13 protein-coding genes, 1 pseudogene and 1 riboswitch are annotated in these 16231 nt (G+C 73.3%); of the genes and pseudogenes, 10 read left to right on the top strand and 4 right to left on the bottom strand.

Annotated features, from left to right (window positions below; translation table 11 throughout):
- The 3 genes from Ani05nite_RS19850 to Ani05nite_RS19840 form a co-directional block, all read left to right on the top strand.
- The coding region (locus Ani05nite_RS19850; RefSeq protein WP_307836710.1) for a hypothetical protein at nt 1-911 on the top strand (911 nt) is incomplete at its 5' end.
- Nucleotides 908-2014, top strand: coding sequence for an o-succinylbenzoate synthase (menC, locus tag Ani05nite_RS19845; protein WP_203770234.1), 1107 nt, complete (start codon nt 908-910; stop codon nt 2012-2014). The genes Ani05nite_RS19850 and menC, both read left to right, overlap by 4 nt.
- 257 nt (nt 2015-2271) lie before the next feature.
- Nucleotides 2272-2426: riboswitch (cyclic di-AMP (ydaO/yuaA leader) on the top strand.
- A 1-nt stretch (nt 2427) separates the two neighbouring features.
- Nucleotides 2428-3066 (top strand): transglycosylase family protein, encoded by a 639-nt coding sequence (locus tag Ani05nite_RS19840; RefSeq protein WP_203770232.1) that lies wholly within the window; start codon nt 2428-2430, stop codon nt 3064-3066.
- Here Ani05nite_RS19840 and Ani05nite_RS42390 read toward each other — a convergent pair.
- Together Ani05nite_RS42390 and Ani05nite_RS19830 are read right to left on the bottom strand one after the other, a co-directional pair.
- Nucleotides 3048-3269, bottom strand: a pseudogene (locus tag Ani05nite_RS42390) (SAM-dependent methyltransferase); the annotation flags it as partial. The gene Ani05nite_RS19840 and the pseudogene Ani05nite_RS42390 overlap by 19 nt on opposite strands.
- Before the next feature lie 13 nt (nt 3270-3282).
- A complete protein-coding gene (locus Ani05nite_RS19830; protein WP_203770228.1) occupies nt 3283-4320 on the bottom strand; it encodes a LacI family DNA-binding transcriptional regulator in 1038 nt (345 codons plus the stop codon).
- Between the two features lie 157 nt (nt 4321-4477).
- On the opposite strand from Ani05nite_RS19830, the gene Ani05nite_RS19825 reads away from it, so the two are divergent.
- The 4 genes from Ani05nite_RS19825 to Ani05nite_RS19810 all read left to right on the top strand — a co-directional run bounded on the left by Ani05nite_RS19825 (nt 4478) and on the right by Ani05nite_RS19810 (nt 9663).
- Nucleotides 4478-5365 carry a carbohydrate ABC transporter permease gene (locus tag Ani05nite_RS19825; protein ID WP_344932541.1) on the top strand — a complete coding sequence of 296 codons (888 nt, stop codon included), beginning with the start codon at nt 4478-4480 and terminating at the stop codon, nt 5363-5365.
- A gap of 96 nt (nt 5366-5461) precedes the next feature.
- On the top strand, nt 5462-6286 hold the full coding sequence (locus Ani05nite_RS19820) for a carbohydrate ABC transporter permease (RefSeq protein ID WP_239130346.1): 825 nt from the start codon (nt 5462-5464) through the stop codon (nt 6284-6286).
- A 15-nt stretch (nt 6287-6301) separates the two neighbouring features.
- Nucleotides 6302-7651, top strand: coding sequence for an ABC transporter substrate-binding protein (locus Ani05nite_RS19815; RefSeq protein WP_203770226.1), 1350 nt, complete (start codon nt 6302-6304; stop codon nt 7649-7651).
- Nucleotides 7652-7671: 20 nt separating this feature from the next.
- Nucleotides 7672-9663, top strand: a complete 1992-nt coding sequence (locus Ani05nite_RS19810; RefSeq protein ID WP_203770225.1) for a beta-galactosidase — start codon at nt 7672-7674, stop codon at nt 9661-9663.
- A gap of 38 nt (nt 9664-9701) precedes the next feature.
- Here Ani05nite_RS19810 and Ani05nite_RS19805 read toward each other — a convergent pair whose 3' ends face one another.
- Nucleotides 9702-10154 (bottom strand): hypothetical protein, encoded by a 453-nt coding sequence (locus Ani05nite_RS19805; RefSeq protein WP_203770224.1) that lies wholly within the window; start codon nt 10152-10154, stop codon nt 9702-9704.
- Nucleotides 10155-10358: 204 nt separating this feature from the next.
- On the opposite strand from Ani05nite_RS19805, the gene Ani05nite_RS19800 reads away from it, so the two are divergent.
- The 3 genes from Ani05nite_RS19800 to Ani05nite_RS19790 all read left to right on the top strand — a co-directional run bounded on the left by Ani05nite_RS19800 (nt 10359) and on the right by Ani05nite_RS19790 (nt 14644).
- Nucleotides 10359-12950: a beta propeller repeat protein gene (locus Ani05nite_RS19800; RefSeq protein ID WP_203770223.1), complete on the top strand. Its 2592-nt coding sequence runs from the start codon at nt 10359-10361 to the stop codon at nt 12948-12950.
- A 370-nt stretch (nt 12951-13320) separates the two neighbouring features.
- Nucleotides 13321-13845 carry a SigE family RNA polymerase sigma factor gene (locus Ani05nite_RS19795; protein ID WP_203770222.1) on the top strand — a complete coding sequence of 175 codons (525 nt, stop codon included), beginning with the start codon at nt 13321-13323 and terminating at the stop codon, nt 13843-13845.
- Nucleotides 13832-14644: a hypothetical protein gene (locus tag Ani05nite_RS19790; protein WP_203770221.1), complete on the top strand. Its 813-nt coding sequence runs from the start codon at nt 13832-13834 to the stop codon at nt 14642-14644. The genes Ani05nite_RS19795 and Ani05nite_RS19790 overlap by 14 nt, the downstream gene beginning before the upstream one ends.
- Here the strand turns inward: Ani05nite_RS19790 and Ani05nite_RS19785 are convergent.
- A complete protein-coding gene (locus Ani05nite_RS19785) occupies nt 14616-16208 on the bottom strand; it encodes a GGDEF domain-containing protein (RefSeq protein ID WP_203770220.1) in 1593 nt (530 codons plus the stop codon). The genes Ani05nite_RS19790 and Ani05nite_RS19785 overlap by 29 nt on opposite strands.
- Between the last annotated feature and the right edge of the window lie 23 nt (nt 16209-16231).

Below are 16231 nucleotides of genomic sequence, written 5' to 3'. Positions count from 1 at the left end.
CCGCCCGGCGCCCTCGCCGGGCCGGGTGGTCCGCTCGCCGGGCGGGGGCGGTCGTGAGCCGGGTCATCGCGGCGGCGCTGGAGGCGGCCGGCTCGGCGGCGCGGGCGGCGCGCGTGCTGGTCCGCCCGGTGAGCAGCCTGGCCGAGCTGGCCGCCCTGGACCGCATGCTGGCCGGGATCTGGCAGGCCGACGGCGGCGACGTCCTGCTGACCACCGAGCTGCTGCGCGCGCTGGCCAAGTCCGGCAACTACGTGGCCGGCGCCTTCGACGGCGGCGCCCTGGTCGGCGCCGCGGTCGCGTTCTTCGCCGCCCCGGGGGAGCGCGAGCTGCACAGCCACATCGCCGGGGTCGCGGCCGGCGCGACCGGGCGGCACGTCGGCTTCGCGCTCAAACAGCACCAGCGGGCCTGGGCTTTGCAACGCGGCATCAGCACGATCAGCTGGACCTTCGACCCGCTGGTGGCCCGCAACGCCCACTTCAACCTCGGCAAGCTGGCCGCGACGCCGACCGAGTACCTGCCGAACTTCTACGGCGTGATGCGCGACCGGATCAACGGCGACGGCGACAGTGACCGGCTGTTCGTCCGCTGGGACCTCGCCGCCCCCACGGTCGTCGCGGCCTGCGCCGGCCGGCCCCGCCGCTGCGTGCGGCCGCCCACCGCGGCCGTGGCGCTGCGCGCGTCCGAGGGCGGCGGTCCGGTGCCCGGCTCGTTCCGCGGGCAGACGGTGGTGGTGGCCGTGCCGGAGGACATCGAGGCGCTGCGCCGCCGGGCCCCGGGCACGGCCAAGGACTGGCGGATCGCGGTCCGGGAGACCCTGACCGCGCTGCTCGCCGAGCGGCTGCGCTTCGCGGGCTTCGACCGGTCCGGCTGGTACGTGCTGACCCGCGACGGCGAGCCGGCCGGCCGGTGAGGCTCACGGGGGTCGAGCTGCGCCGGATCAGCATGCCGCTGGTCACGCCGTTCCGCACCTCGTTCGGCACCGAGACCACCCGCGACGTCCTGCTGGTCCGCGTGGTCACCGGCGCGGCCGAGGGCTGGGGCGAGTGCGTGGCGATGGGCGACCCCCGCTACTCCAGCGAGTACACCGAGGCCGCCGCCGACGTGCTGCGCCGGTACCTGGTCCCGGCGCTCGCCGGCACGCCGCGGCTGGACGCGTACGCGGTCGGGCCGGCGCTGGCGCCGTTCCAGGGCCACCGGATGGCCAAGGCCGCGCTGGAGACCGCCGTGCTCGACGCCGAGCTGCGCGCGGCCGGCCGGCCGCTCGCCCGCGAGCTCGGCGCCGTGCGGGACCGGGTCCCCTGTGGGGTGTCGGTGGGCATCATGGGTTCGATCGGCGAGCTGCTCGACGCCGTCGGCGGCTACCTGGACGCCGGCTACCTGCGGATCAAGCTGAAGATCGAGCCCGGCTGGGACGTGGCGCCGGTGCGGGCGGTGCGCGAGCGCTTCGGCGACGAGGTGCTGCTGCAGGTGGACGCGAACGCGGCGTACACGGTCGCGGACGCGCGGCACCTGGCCCGGCTCGACCCGTACGGCCTGCTGTTGATCGAGCAGCCGCTGCCCGAGGACGACGTGCTGGGCCACGCCCGGCTGGCCCGGCTGATCACCACCCCGGTCTGCCTGGACGAGTCGATCACCTCCGCGCGCGCCGCCGCCGCGGCGATCACGCTGGGCGCCGCCGCGATCGTCAACGTCAAGCCGGGCCGGGTCGGCGGCTACCTGGAGGCTCGCCGGATCCACGACGTGTGCGCCGCGCACGGCGTCCCGGTCTGGTGCGGCGGCATGCTCGAGACCGGCCTGGGCCGGGCCGCGAACGTGGCGCTGGCGGCGCTGCCGAACTTCACCCTGCCCGGCGACACCTCGGCGTCCGGCCGCTACTTCCGGACCGACGTGACGGAGCCGTTCGTGCTCCAGGACGGACACCTGCCGGTGCCCTCGGGGCCGGGGATCGGGGTCGAGCCGCGGCCGGACGTGCTGCGTGCGGTCACGACGGCCACGGAGTGGCTCCCGCTCTAGCACGATCGACGGACTGGTCCGGCCGGCGTCCGCCCGGCCCGGACAAAGGCGGCACGGGCGGAGCGAACGGGCGGTCGTCTCGCCCGGCTGTGTCCGGGTTGGACCGCATTCTGCAGCAAGATCAAATGCGGGCAAAACCTGAGAAGAACGTCACGTTCGCGGCCCGGGACTTGGCGTCGCGGCGGCGCGGGTGGTTACCGTCGGCCGGTCCGCTGACGCGGGCCCCGCGGTCGGTAACGCCGAGTCCTGCCGCCGACCGGGCTGGGACACCGAATTCAGGCATGGAGCGGGGGAACCACACGTTCTCCGGCGCGCCGCGGCGCGCCTCGGGGTGAAGCCGGGTCACCACGAACGGCCGGGCAACCTCAGTCCGAACCCGACAGCTCACCTCGCAGGCGTGGAGGTCAAACGACATGGCTCAGAACCACAAGCAGTCCCTGCGTGCCCTCGGCCTGGCCGTGGCGGGCGCGGCGGGCGCCGTAGCCCTGCTCAGCCCGGCCGCCCCGGCCGCGGCGCAGTCCGGGGTGAACTGGGACGCGATCGCCCAGTGCGAGTCGGGCGGCAACTGGAGCATCAACACCGGCAACGGCTACTACGGCGGCCTGCAGTTCAGCCGCAGCACGTGGAAGGCGTACGGCGGCGGCAAGTACGCGAGCACGGCCAACAAGGCCAGCCGCGCCCAGCAGATCCGCATCGCCGAGAAGGTCCGGGACGGCCAGGGCATCGGCGCGTGGCCGGTGTGCGGCAAGAAGGCCGGCTCGACCAAGGCCTACCGGGCGAAGAACACCGGCGGCTCCTCGTCGGGCGGCGCGAAGGCAGCGTCGCGCGGCACGACCCACAAGAAGGCGACCGCGACCCACAAGAAGGCGACCCGGAGCGCCTCGGTCAAGGCCACCGGCCGGCACTACACCGTGAAGTCCGGCGACACGCTCGCCAAGATCGCGGCGGCCCACCACGTCAACGGCGGCTGGCGGGCGCTGTACCGGCTCAACCGGGCACAGCTCGGCGGGAACCCGAACCTGATCTTCCCCGGTCAGCGGCTCTCGCTCTGATGGACCGGCCCGGCTGCCCTTCCCCCGTGGGGCAGCCGGGCCCCCTCCGGCGGGCGCTCAGGGCTTGCGGCCCACCCCGACGAATTCCGACACGACGTCGGTGATGCCGGGTTGCCGCGGGTCCGGTCGCCGGCGTAGTCCGCCGCGAAGTTGTCCTCGCCGCCGAGCAGGTAGGTCCAGACCCGCGCCGAGTGGGGCACGTCCGTGTTGAACGGTTCACCCGGGGGACCGGCGCGGGGCGGCGGTGCTGGCCCGCTGCACCAGCCGCGTCGGCACCAGCACCGTGCCCGGACCCGCCGGCTCGTCGCGGATCTGCCGCAGCAGGCCCTGCACGCAGCGCCGTCCCACCTCCGCGAAGTCCTGGTGCACCGTCGTCAGGGGAGGGATGAACGACGAGGAGTCCGGGATGTCGTCGAAGCCGACGACGCTCACGTCCCGCGGCACCGGGCGGCCGCGTTCGTGCAGGGCGCGCAGCACGCCCAGCGCCATCTGGTCGTTGGCGGCGAACACCGCGGTGCAGTCCGGTTCCGCGGCCAGGCTCAGCCCGGCGCGGTAGCCGGAGTCGGCCGACCAGTCCCCACGCCGGACCGGCGGCACCGTGCGGCCGGCCTCCAGCAGGGTGCGGCGCCAGGCCTGGGTGCGGCGCTCGCTCGCGAACGACTCCGCCGGCCCGGTCACGTGCCACACCGTCTCGTGGCCCAGGTCGAGCAGGTGCTGGACCGCCTGCCGGGCGCCGTCGGCCTGGTCGGTGTCCACCACCGGGTAGCGGTCGCCGGCGTCGGAGTCCACGACGACCACCTGCACGCCCGGCGGCAGGCTCAGGTTCGCCGCGTCGAGCAGGTGCACCTCCATGATCACGATGATCCCGTCCACCGCGAGCTCGCCGAGCCGGCTGAACGCGCCGAGCACGCCGTCCTGGGTGGGCGCCGCCACCGGGATCAGCGTGATCGCGTACCCCTCGCTGGCGGCGTAGGCCGCGATCGCCTCGACCGTGCGGCTGTTGCCGGTGGTCGCCAGGGTGAACAGGATGACGCCGAGGGTGCGGAACTCGCCCCGCTTGAGCGCCCGCGCGGCGCTGTTGGGCCGGTAGCCGAGCTGCTGCATGGCCGCCAGCACCTGCCGGCGGGTCGACTCGACGACGCTGGGATGCCCGGTCGAGACCCGCGAGACCGTCTGCGACGAGACGCCGGCCAGCCGGGCGACGTCCGCCATGGAGACCCCGCGGCCGGGGCGGCGGGTGCGGCCAGCGGTCATCGTCGGCAACTCCTTCTTGACGGGCCGGGGACGCGGTGAAACTATCACCCCGATGTTTACGTTAACATCACGCCGCTGACCCGCCGGAAACATCGCAGTTCATGCCGGCGCGCAGCATGATGTTTGCGTAAACATCTCGGGTGGGAGGAGGCCGCGGGTGGCGGAGACAGCGGTGGTGCCGACGCGGCGCCGATCATGGGCGGGCTGGCGGTTCATCGGCCCCTTCATGGCGGTCTTCGCGCTGGTCTTCCTGGCCCCGATCGGGTATTCGATCTACCTCAGCCTGTTCAAGAACCGGCTGATCGGCGGCAACTCGTTCGTCGGCCTGGACAACTACCGGCAGGCGCTGCACGACCCCAACTTCTGGTCGGCGCTGGGCCGGGTCTCGCTGTTCCTGGTCGTCCAGGTGCCGATCATGCTGTTCCTGGCGCTGCTGGTCGCCCTGGCCATCGACAGCGGCCGGCTCTACGGCAAGAGCTTCTTCCGGGTGACGGTCTTCCTGCCGTACGCGGTCCCGGCGGTCGTGGCGACGCTGATGTGGGGCTTCATGTACGGCTCCCAGTTCGGCCTGATCGGCAGCATCAACGACAGCCTGGGCACCGCGATCCCCGACCCGTTGCAGCCCAGCTGGATCCTCGCCGCCATCGGCAACATCGTGACCTGGGAGTTCGTCGGCTACAACATGCTGATCTTCTATTCGGCACTGCGCACGGTGCCGGGCTCGCTCTACGAGTCGGCCGAGATCGACGGCGCCGGCGAGCTGCGGATCATCCGGTCGATCAAGCTGCCCGCCATCCGCGGCGCGCTGGTCATCGCCACCATCTTCTCGATCATCGGCAGCTTCCAGCTCTTCAACGAGCCGGCCATCCTGCAGAACCTGGCCCCGAACGCGATCACCACGTACTTCACCCCGAACTACTACGCGTACTCGCTGTCGTTCGCCGGCCAGCAGTACAACTACTCCGCCACCGTCGCCATCATCATGGGCGTCATCACCATGGTCATCGCCTACGTCGTGCAGCTGCGCGGCACGAAGGAGCGCTGAGCCGTGGTGACCACCGTGCGGGCTCCCCGCCGTACCCCCGTCCGCACCCCGTCGCGCCGCCGGCGCGACCGGCCCCGCGGCCGCAAGAGCGTCGCCCTGACCGCGCTCACCTCGCTGGTCGTGCTCTACAGCCTGGTGCCGCTGGCCTGGCTGGTGATCAACGCGACCAAGACCCAGGAGGGTCTGTTCACGTCGTTCGGCCTGTGGTTCGACGACGGCCGGTTCGCCCTGTGGGAGAACCTGCGCACCACCGTCACCTACGACGACGGCATCTTCCTGCGCTGGCTCGGCAACACCCTGCTGTACGTGGTCGCCGGGGCCGGCGGGGCCACCCTGCTGGCCGTGCTGGGCGGCTACGGGCTGGCCAAGTTCGACTTCCCCGGCAAGCGCGCGGTGTTCGCCGTCGTCATCGGCGCGGTCGCCGTCCCCGGCACGGCGCTGGCCGTGCCGACGTTCCTCATGTTCAGCAAGCTGGGCCTGACCAACACGCCGTGGGCGGTCATCATCCCGTCGCTCATCTGCCCGTTCGGGCTCTACCTCATGTGGACCTACGCCGCCGAGGCCATCCCGGACGAGCTGCTCGAGGCGGCCCGGGTGGACGGGGCCGGCGAGTTCCGCACCTTCTTCCGGATCTGCGTCCCGCTGCTCGCCCCGGGCATCGTCACCACCCTGCTCTTCAGCATGGTCGTCACCTGGAACAACTACTTCCTGCCGCTGATCATGCTCAAGGATCCCGACTGGTACCCGCTGATCCTCGGTCTCAACGCCTGGAACGACCAGGCCACCACCGCGGGCGGCCAGGCGGTCTTCAACCTCGTCATCACCGGTGCGCTCCTCACCATCCTCCCGTTGCTCGCGGTGTTCCTGCTGCTGCAGCGGTACTGGCAGTCCGGCCTCGCCGCCGGCAGCGTCAAGCAATAGAAGGGACCATCCCCCATGGCCACGATGACCCGGCGGCGCCTGCTCGCCGCAGCAGCCGCCACCGCCACCGCGCTCGCCCTCGGCGCCTGCGGCAGTGACGACGACTCCACCGACGGCGGCGGCGCCGCGAGCGCCACCGTCTCCACGGCCGACGTCGACGCGGCCCTGCAGAAGGGCGGCGCCCTGACCGTGTGGGCCTGGGAGCCCACCCTCAAGCAGGTGGTCGCGAAGTTCCAGGAGAAGTACCCCGCGGTCAAGGTCAACCTGGTCAACGCCGGCACCGGCAACGACCAGTACACCGCGCTGCAGAACGCCTTCGCGGCCGGCACCGGCATCCCGGACGTGGCCCAGATCGAGTACTTCGCGCTGCCGCAGTTCGCGCTGGGCAAGTCCCTGGCGGACCTCAACGCGTTCTCCGCGGAGTCGCTGAAGGACAAGTACACCCCGGGCCCGTGGAACGCCGTGCACAGCGGCAAGGGCATCTACGGCCTGCCGATGGACTCCGGTCCGATGGCGCTGTTCTACAACAAGGAGCTGCTCGACAAGCACGCCATCGCGGTGCCGACGACCTGGACGGAGTACCTGGAGGCCGCCCGCAAGCTGCACAAGGCCGACCCGAAGGCGTACCTCGGCAGCGACACCGGCGACGCCGGGTTCACCACCAGCATGATCTGGCAGGCCGGCGGGAAGCCGTACCAGGTGAACGGCACCGAGGTGACCATCAACTTCGCCGACCAGGGCAGCGCCGAGTTCGTCAAGGTGTGGCAGCAGCTGATCAGCGAGAAGCTGCTGGCGCCGACCAACCCGTGGACCGACCAGTGGTTCCAGGGCATGGCCAACGGCACCATCGCCACCCTGGCCACCGGGGCCTGGATGCCGGCCAACCTCACTTCCAGCGCGCCCGGCGGCTCGGGCAAGTGGCGGGTCGCGCCGCTGCCGCAGTGGCAGGCCGGCGCCCGGGCCAGCGCCGAGAACGGCGGCAGCTCCCTGGCCGTCACCGAGAAGAGCCAGGCCAAGAACCTGGCCTACGGCTTCCTGCGGTACGCCAACGAGGGCGACGGCGTGCAGATCCGCATCGACAACGGCGCCTTCCCGGCCACCACCGCGCAGCTCAACTCGCCGGAGTTCCTCGGCAAGGAGTTCGCGTACTTCGGCGGCCAGAAGGCCAACGAGATCTTCGCCGAGTCGGCCAGGAACGTGGTGCCGGGCTGGTCGTACCTGCCGTTCCAGGTCTACGCCAACAGCGTGTTCAACGACACCGTGGGTAAGGCCTACGTGTCGGCGACGCCGCTGGCCGACGGCCTGAAGGCGTGGCAGGACCAGTCCGCGAAGTACGGCACCGAGCAGGGCTTCACCGTCAAGTGAGCCCGCACCGAGGAGATCGCGTGGAAACCCCCTACCGCTGGCTGCGCCGGCCCGGCCGGGCGCCCGCCCTGGCCTACGGCGCCGACTACAACCCGGAGCAGTGGCCGCGCTCCACCTGGGACGCCGACATCCGGGCCATGAACGCCGCCGGGGTCACCATCGTCTCGCTCGCGATCTTCTCGTGGGCCCGGCTCGAACCCGCCGAGGGCGAGTACGACTTCGGCTGGCTCGACGAGGTCATGGACCTGCTGCACGCCGGGGGCATCGCGGTCGACCTGGCCACGGCGACGGCGTCCCCGCCGCCGTGGCTGACCGCCCGGCACCCGGAGATCCTGCCGGTCGACGTGCACGGCGCCACGGTCTGGCCGGGCGGCCGCCAGCACTGGCGGCCCACCTCGCCGGTGTTCCGCGCCCACGCGCTGCGGCTGGTCCGCGCCATGGCCGGCCGCTACGGCGGCCACCCGGCGCTGGCCGCCTGGCACGTCTCCAACGAGCTGGGCTGCCACAACGTCTACGACTACTCCGACGACGCGGCGGCGGCGTTCCGCACCTGGCTCACCGAGCGCTACGGCGACCTGGACGCGCTCAACGCGGCCTGGGGCACGGCGTTCTGGTCGCAGCACTACAGCAACTGGGCGCAGATCCTGCCGCCGCGGCAGGCGGCCACCCACCCGAACCCCACGCAGCAGCTGGATTTCAAGCGGTTCTCCTCCGACGCGCTCAAGGACCACCTGCGCGCCGAGCGCGACGTGTTGCGGGAGCTGACCCCGGACGTGCCGGTCACCACCAACTTCATGGTGATGGGCGAGCAGAAGCCGATGGACTACGCCGACTGGGCGGCCGAGGTCGACTTCGTGGCCAACGACCACTACGTCCAGCGCGGCCCGCGGGCCCAGGACGAGCTGTCCTTCTCGGCCAACCTGACCGGGCACATCGCCGGCCGGCGGCCCTGGTTCCTGATGGAGCACTCGACCAGCGCGGTGAACTGGCAGCCGATCAACGTGCCGAAGAAGCCGGGCGAGCTGGCCCGCGACTCCCTGACGCACGTGGCCCACGGCGCGGACGCGGTCTGCTTCTTCCAGTGGCGGCAGTCGCGGGCGGGGGCGGAGAAGTACCACTCGGCGATGCTGCCGCACGCCGGCGTCGACAGCGAGGTCTTCCGGTCGGTGGCCGAGCTGGGCGCCACGCTGCGGCGGCTGGCCCCGGTCGCGGGTACGGCGCGGACCCGGGCCCGGGCGGCGATCCTGTTCGACTGGACCTCGTGGTGGGCCAGCGAGCAGGACTCGCACCCGACGGACCGGCTGCGTTACCGCCGGGAGGCGCTGGATTGGTACTCCGCGTTCCTGGACCTCGGGGTGCGCGCGGACGTGCTGCCCGCCGGCCAGGACTTCTCGGGTTACGACCTGGTGGTGGCGCCGGTGCTGCACGTGGTCCCGGCCGCGCTGGCCGAGCGGCTGCGGGCGTACGTGGCGGCCGGGGGACACCTGGTGACGACGTACTTCTCCGGCATCGTCGACGAGCACGACCACGTCTGGCTCGACGGCTACCCCGGGCCCCTGCGCGACCTGCTGGGCATCCGGATCGAGGAGTTCGCCCCGCTCGGCGACGACGAACGGGCCGAGCTGGACAACGGGCTGACCGGCACCCTGTGGACCGACGCCGTCACCGTCACCGGCGCGGACGTGGAGGTGCTGGCGTCGTACAAGGGCGGCGCGCCGGCGATCACCCGGCGGACGGTGGGCACGGGCTCGGCGGCGTACGTCTCGACCCGGCTCGGCCCGGACGGCCTGGCGCCGGTGCTGCGCGACCTGCTGGACCGCGCTGGCGTGCCGGGCGAGCTGCCGGCGGAGCTGCGCGGCCGGGTGGAGCTGGCGGTCCGCGGCGACTTCCGGTTCCTGATCAACCGGACGGCGGAGCCGGTGGAGCTCGCCGGGGTGGCGGGCGAGGTGCTGCACGGCACGCCGGGCCGGTTGGAGCCCCGGGGTGTGACGGTCCTGCGCCACCCGGCCTGAGCCGGCGGGCCGCGGGCGTCGCCGGCGCCCGCGGCCGCTCAACCGCGCAGGCGTACCGCGGCGTCCGCGGGGCAGCCGGCCGGGACCCGGGCCGGACGGCCCCGCACCGTGACCCGGTCACCGGCCGGGAGGCTCGGGACGGACGCGCCCAGCAGCGCCCACCGGCGGCCGTCCACTTCGAGCACCGTGCAGCCGTCGAGGACGCGCACCGTGCCGGTCAGCACGAGGGGCGCGCCGACCAGGTCGCGGCCCTGATCCGGCTCGCCCGGTGAGGACGACGCCGAGGGCCGGGGTTTTCTTGCAGGCGGCGCGGATTGCGGCGAAGCGGGCAAGGTGCTCTGTTCGGGAGAGGCGGCGACCCGGCCGGCCGGCGCGGTGACCGGCGCCCCCGAGGCTCCGGTCGGCCCCGCCGGCGGGGCGGAACCGCAGCCTGCGGCCCCGATGGCGAGCGCCGTCGCGGCGCCGAGCAGGAGCGGGACGGAAGAAGGCATCCCGCTGGGACGCACCGGGCCGCCGCCCGGTTCCCGTCGGTCGCCGATCGATGACCATACGGACGGTTGTGGTCTCCCGGCGCACTCATGAGGCTCGATCTCGCGCCACGAGCGTCCTTCGTGGCCGGTCTCTTGGGGAGGGAACAGGCAGTGTCGCCTCATCTCAAACATCCCGGAAGAATTCGCCTACTCGTCGCCGGAACGATGTCGGCGGCGCTCGTCGTCGCTCCCGTGGTGCCCGCCACGGCCGCCCCCGGCGACGACAGCCGGCCGGTGCCGTACCGCCACCACGTCGAGCAGGCCACCTGGCGGGCCCAGCACGCCGCCCAGCTCAAGACCCTCGACGCCCGCGAGGAGGAGGAGGGCGGCGAGGCCGAGGAGATCGCCGAGCGGGCCGAGCAGTGGGCCGAGGCCCGCAGCGCGCCGGGCATCGTCGCGCCGGGGGCGTACTCCGCCGCCTGGGCGCAGCAGCAGTCGTTGCCCAGGACGGCCGGGCGGTGGCGCGAGATCACCGACCTGCCGTACAACTCCGACGACCCGCGCTACCGCGACATCGACAGCAACTCCTCCGGCGGCGCCGGCAAGGTGACCGGCCGGATCACCGGCATGGCCGCGGACAACGCCGGGTACGTCTACGCCGGCGGAGCCGACGGCGGCGTCTGGCGCTCGCGCAGCGGGGGCGGCCGCTGGCAGCCCATCTCCGAGCGGCTGCCGTCACCGTCCACCGGTGACCTGCGCCTGGACCGCAAGGGCCGGCTCTGGTACGCCACCGGCGAGGCCAACACCAGCGCCACCTCGTTCGTCGGCACCGGCGTGTACGTGCTCCGCGACCCGCGGCACGGCTCGTTCCGGTCGCGCGACCGGGTGGGCGGCACCGAGCTGGAGAGCACGACCATCCGCAAGCTGCGGTTCTTCGGCAACACCGTGTGGGCCGCGACCAACCGTGGCGCGTTCACCCACTCGCTCACCGACCTGTCCGGCCCGTGGCGCGCCGAGTTCGTGCCCAACCCCGCGTTCCTGCCGGGCGGTGCGCAGGCGGCCGACCCGAACGCGCCGTACAAGAACATCATCAACGACTTCGCCGTGGATCCCCGCGACCCCGCCCGCGTGGTCATCGCGGCCGGCTGGCGCAGCGGCGACGAGTACAACGGCTTCTACACCCGCAGCGGCGGCGCCTGGCAGCGCACGGAGCTGGCCGGCCTGCCCTCCGGCGCGGGCGACGTCGGCACGGTGACCTTCTCGCCGTCCGCCGACGGCTCGCGGTACTACGCCATCGAGCAGTCGCCGACGCTGCTGGCGACCAACCCGGACAGCGCCCTGCAGGGCTTCTACGTCTCGCTCTCCGGCTCGCCGTTCGGCCCGTGGACCCTCGGCGCCGACTACCACGAGCTGGCCGAGTCCGGTTCGGCGCTGACCGATCCGGGCTACATGCCGGGCGTGCAGTCCTGGTACAACCAGTTCCTGCAGGTCGACCCGGCCGACCCGAACCACGTGTACGCCGGCCTGGAGGAGGTCTTCGAGTCCACCGACGGCGGCCTGACCTGGACCACCCCGGGACCGTACTGGAACTTCGGCTTCGACTGCTGGAGCATCGACCCGGCCAAGCAGACCGGCGACTGCCACCAGACCACGCACCCCGACCAGCAGTCGGTGGCGATCGGGTCGTACCACGGCCGGCGGTTCGTGGTCGTCGGCAACGACGGCGGCGCCTACCGCCGGCCGGTGCGGGGCGCGGCGGACGCCGCAGGGCACGCCACCGACTGGGTCTCGCTCAACGACGGCACGATCGACATCCTGCAGTACTACTCGGTCGGGGTCGGCCGGGACCGGCGCGGCGTCGCCGTCTCCGGCGGCCTGCAGGACAACGGCCAGTCCATCCTGCGCCCGGGCGACCGGGTGATGGGCTCCAACTTCGGCGGCGACGGCGGCGACACCATCGTCGACCCGGCCAACGGCTGCAACATCGCCGAGGAGTACGTGTACCTGGACGTCTGGGTGACCAACAACTGTGCGGTCAACGACGGCTCGTGGACGCGCGACCCGGCGCTGGCCACCAGCTACGAGGTCGCCCCGCCGGACGCCGAGACGGGCGCCGCCCGGTTCATCGCGCCGCTGACCATGGACCCGCGCGACAGCCGGACCTGGATCGCCGGCGGGCAGCACGTGTGGCTGCAGACCAACGGCTTCGCGATCCGTTCCGGCGAGGAGTGGCGCAACCTGTTCGACCTCGGCGCCACCCACGTCGCCACCGCGGTCGCGACCTCCGGTGGCTACGTCTACGCCGGCTGGTGCGGACCCTGCAACAACCAGGGCTTCACCCGGGGCATCGCGGTCGGGCGGACCGACGGGACGGGCTGGCACCAGCTGACCCTGCCGGTCGACGGCACCGTGCCGAACCGGTACGTGTCCGGCTTCGACGTGGACCGGGCCGACCCGCGGCACGTCGTGGTCGTGATCAACGGGTTCTCCCGGAAGTGGACCGAGGGCCCGGGCGCCGGCATCGGCCACGTCTTCGAGTCCCGCGACGCCGGTGAGCACTGGACCGACATCTCCGGCGACCTGCCGGACGTGCCGGCGAACACGGTGCGGATGGTCCACGGCGGCGGGCTCGCCGTGGGCACCGACACCGGGATCTTCTACCGCGCCCCCCGGGCCACCCGCTGGTCGGTCCTCGGACGCAACCTGCCCACCACGACCACGCTCCAGCTCAAGGTCGGCCCGGACGGCCGCACGCTCTACGCGGCCACCCACGGCCGGGGCATCTGGTCGTACGACCTCGCCCAGCTCCGGCACTGAGAGGTCAGAGCCCGGATCCGCACGGCCGGCGCCGGTCGCCCCCGCAGGGGTGGCCGGCGTCGGCGTGCGCCGGGTGAAAAAAACTTCGCGGGGGCGGGCAACCTTCCGGCGCCGGGGAGCCACTAGGGGGCAGGTGACTCGCGAGGGGGCCGCTCCATCAGGACCTCACCCGGCCCCCTCGCGAGTCCTTGACACCGTCCCCCCGCGGAAGAGAATGCATGGGCTCGTCAGCGCATCGCCGTTCCGGTCACCGTCCCGGCACCGGCGGTCACCACGTGACGACCGACTGAACTCCGGCTGCTCCGGTTCCGTAGACCTCACAGCCGGGGCAGCCGGCCTCCACCCGTACCGATGAACCGGAAAGGATCGTGTGACGGACCCGGACGACGAGCGCGCCTTCCGGCGCTTCTTCGAGCAGCATCACGCGGACCTGTCACGGCTGGCCTATCTCGTGACGGGTGAGTCCGGCGTGGCCGACGACCTGGCCGCGGACGCGTTCGTCGAGGTCTGGCGGCACTGGGAGCGGGTCCAGGCGGCGGACAGCCCGATCGCGTACGCCCGGGGCATCCTGGCCAACCTGGCCCGCCAGTGGATCAAGCGGCAGAGCCGGGAGCGGGCCGGCCTGCTCGGGCTCGGCCTGTTGCGCCGCGACCGGGCCGAGCCGGACACCCCGGCGGTGCTCGACGTCCGGGCGGCCCTGCGGCACCTGCCGCTGCGCCGCCGCGAGTGCGTGGTGCTGCGGTACGCGTTCGACGTGCCGGAGCGCGAGGTGGCCGAGATCCTCGGCATCTCGGTGGGCGCGGTCAAGAGCCTGACGTCGCGGGGCGCGGCCCAGCTCAGCCTGTACCTGATGGATCTGCCAGTGACGACGGGAGGACTGAATGCGTCAGCATGACGAGCGCCACCTGCGCGCCGCGCTGCGCGAGGAGGCCGACCGGCACCGGCCGGACCGGGAGGCGATGCTGGACCGGATCGCCGAGGGGCGGGCCGCGTACGCGCACCGGCCGGCCAATCGCGCCTTCGCCCTGCTGCGACCCGCGGCGGCGGCGCTCGCGGTGGCCGTGGTCCTGGTCCTGGCCGTGGCCGGGGTCCGGCTCGGCAACCGCGGACCGGACGAGGACGCCCAGCCGGTGGCCGCCCCGTCACCCGCCCCGGCGACCTCGGCCCCGGCCCCGGCCGGCACGCCCAAGCCGTCCCCGCCGGCCACCTCGCCGACGGCGCCCCGGGCCCCGCGGACGTCCACCGGCGCGTCGTCGTCCCCGGCGACCGTCACGCCGTCCCGTCCGGGGACCGACACCGACCGTGACGGTTACGTCAGCTCGACCGGCCGGCTCGACCCGAACACCGCGGACGGCTGGACCGAGGACAGCGTGGTGCTGGAGAGCGCCCGCAAGCTCACCGCCCTGGACGTCACCGTGGAGGTCGCGCTCACCGCCGGGGTGACCGAGACCGGCCGGTGGAGCACCGTGTCGCCCGACCTGCTGATGATCACCAGCAGCCGGACCACCAAGATGCTGGTGTTCCACTTCACGCTGCGGTCGGGCGCCACCCTCGCGCCCGGCACGTACACCTTCGCGGCGCAGTTCAGCCACGCGGCCGGCAAGCGCTCCGTGGCGGACGACAGCTACGCGGCCAAGGTCACCGGCGGCGGCAAGGACGCCAAGGTCAGCGGCGGCTTTCTGCCGCAGCGTTGACCGGGCCGGCGCACACCCGGTCGCGGCCGGCCCGCTTGGCGGAGTAGAGATGGCGGTCGGCGCTCGCCAGTGCCGTCGCCGGGGTCGCGCCGCGCCCGGTCACCGTGGTGACGCCGATGCTGCACGTCACCGGCAGGCCGCCGGTGACCGGCGCCCAGTCCTGGCCGGCCACCGTGGCACGGATGTGCTCGCAGGCGCGTTCCGCCGCCGCGCCGTCGGTCCGCGGCAGCAGCACGACGAACTCCTCCCCGCCGATGCGCGCGACGACGGCGTCCGGCGGCACGGCCGTGGTGAGCACCGCGGCGAACAGCCGCAGCACGCCGTCGCCGGCCTCGTGCGACAGCGTGTCGTTGACCCGCTTGAAGTGGTCCAGGTCGATCAGCGCGATCGACAGCGGCGTGCCGTCGGCCGCCGCCGTGGCGAGCGCCGCGGGCAGCTCCTGGTCGGCGTGCCGCCGGTTGTGCAGGCCGGTCAGCGCGTCGCGGTGGGCCAGCTCGCGGAACGCATCCGTGGCGCGGCGGGCCTCCTCCGCCTGGTAGACCGCCTGCATCGCCCGGGAGCGGGCGTCCTGCTGGGCGTTGGTGAGCTCCCGGGACTCGTCGTGGAAGCGGCGGTACTCCTCGAACGCCTCCCGGTAGTGCCCGGTGGCGGCGTACAGCAGCGCCTGCTGCTCGCGGGCCCGCGCCTGCAGGCCGGCCAGCCCGTGCTCCGCGCACAGCCGGAACAGCCGGTCGAGCAGGCGTTGCGCGCCGGCCTCCTGGCCCAGCGCGCGCCGGGCCTCGGCCGCGGTGAGCAGGGCCTCCTCCAGCGCGTAGCCGACGTCGATCAGGTCGCGGGACGTCTCCTCGGTGAGCAGCGGGGCGAGGATGTCGGCCACCTCGGCGGGCCGGCCGCCGAGCATCGCCACCCGGGCCATGGTGTCCAGGCAGGTGGCGTTCAGCGCGAGACCGGCGGAGCGGGTGATCTCCCGCATCCGCTCGGTGATCTCCTCGGCGGCGGACAGGTCGCCCCGCTCGTACGCGGTGTAGGCCATGTTGTTCATCAGGTGCAGCGCCAGCTCGCCGTCGTGGTCGGCGGTGGCCAGGGCGAGCGCCTCGTCGAAGGCGCGCCGGGCCTCCTCGGGCGAGCCGGTCTCGTCCAGCATCACGGCCAGGCACATCAAATGCCGGCTGCGGATGGCCGCCGGGGCGTCGTCCGCCGTGTGCGACATGCACTGCACGGCGTGCGCCAGCGCGGTCGCGGCGTCGCCGACCTGGCGGAAGAACATCGACAGGGTGCGGTGGCAGCGCGCGAGCACGTAGTCGTCGCCCAGCTCGACCGCTTCGGCGTAGACCTGGTGGGTCAGCCGGCCGGCGGCTACGGTCTCGCCCTCGCGGAGCATGACGACGGCCCGGGCGAGCCGGGCCCGCAGCACCAGGGCGGGCCGGCCGAGACCGGCGGCCGCCCGTTCCACGCGGTCGGCCTCCGCCGCGTCGGTCCGCATCGCCGTGGTGCGGCCGGTCTCCAGCGTCACCAGGTCCGCGGCCAGGCGGCCGGCGTCCACCGGCGCGTATGTCGTGGTCACGATGCTCCCGATGCTGGGTGGTC

This window comes from Actinoplanes nipponensis (assembly GCF_016862275.1).
GTDB classification, from domain to species: Bacteria; Actinomycetota; Actinomycetes; order Mycobacteriales; family Micromonosporaceae; genus Actinoplanes; species Actinoplanes nipponensis.
This window is presented reverse-complemented; position numbering and strand designations above follow the sequence as displayed.

Bases quoted from the DNA above. Each gene is read 5' to 3' on its own strand.
- Ani05nite_RS19840 (WP_203770232.1), top strand. From the start codon at position 2,428: ATGGCTCAGAACCACAAGCAGTCCCTGCGTGCCCTCGGCCTGGCCGTG.
- Ani05nite_RS19830 (WP_203770228.1), bottom strand. From the start codon at position 4,320: ATGACCGCTGGCCGCACCCGCCGCCCCGGCCGCGGGGTCTCCATGGCG.
- Ani05nite_RS19815 (WP_203770226.1), top strand. From the start codon at position 6,302: ATGGCCACGATGACCCGGCGGCGCCTGCTCGCCGCAGCAGCCGCCACC.
- Ani05nite_RS19805 (WP_203770224.1), bottom strand. From the start codon at position 10,154: ATGCCTTCTTCCGTCCCGCTCCTGCTCGGCGCCGCGACGGCGCTCGCC.
- Ani05nite_RS19800 (WP_203770223.1), top strand. From the start codon at position 10,359: ATGTCGGCGGCGCTCGTCGTCGCTCCCGTGGTGCCCGCCACGGCCGCC.
- Ani05nite_RS19790 (WP_203770221.1), top strand. From the start codon at position 13,832: ATGCGTCAGCATGACGAGCGCCACCTGCGCGCCGCGCTGCGCGAGGAG.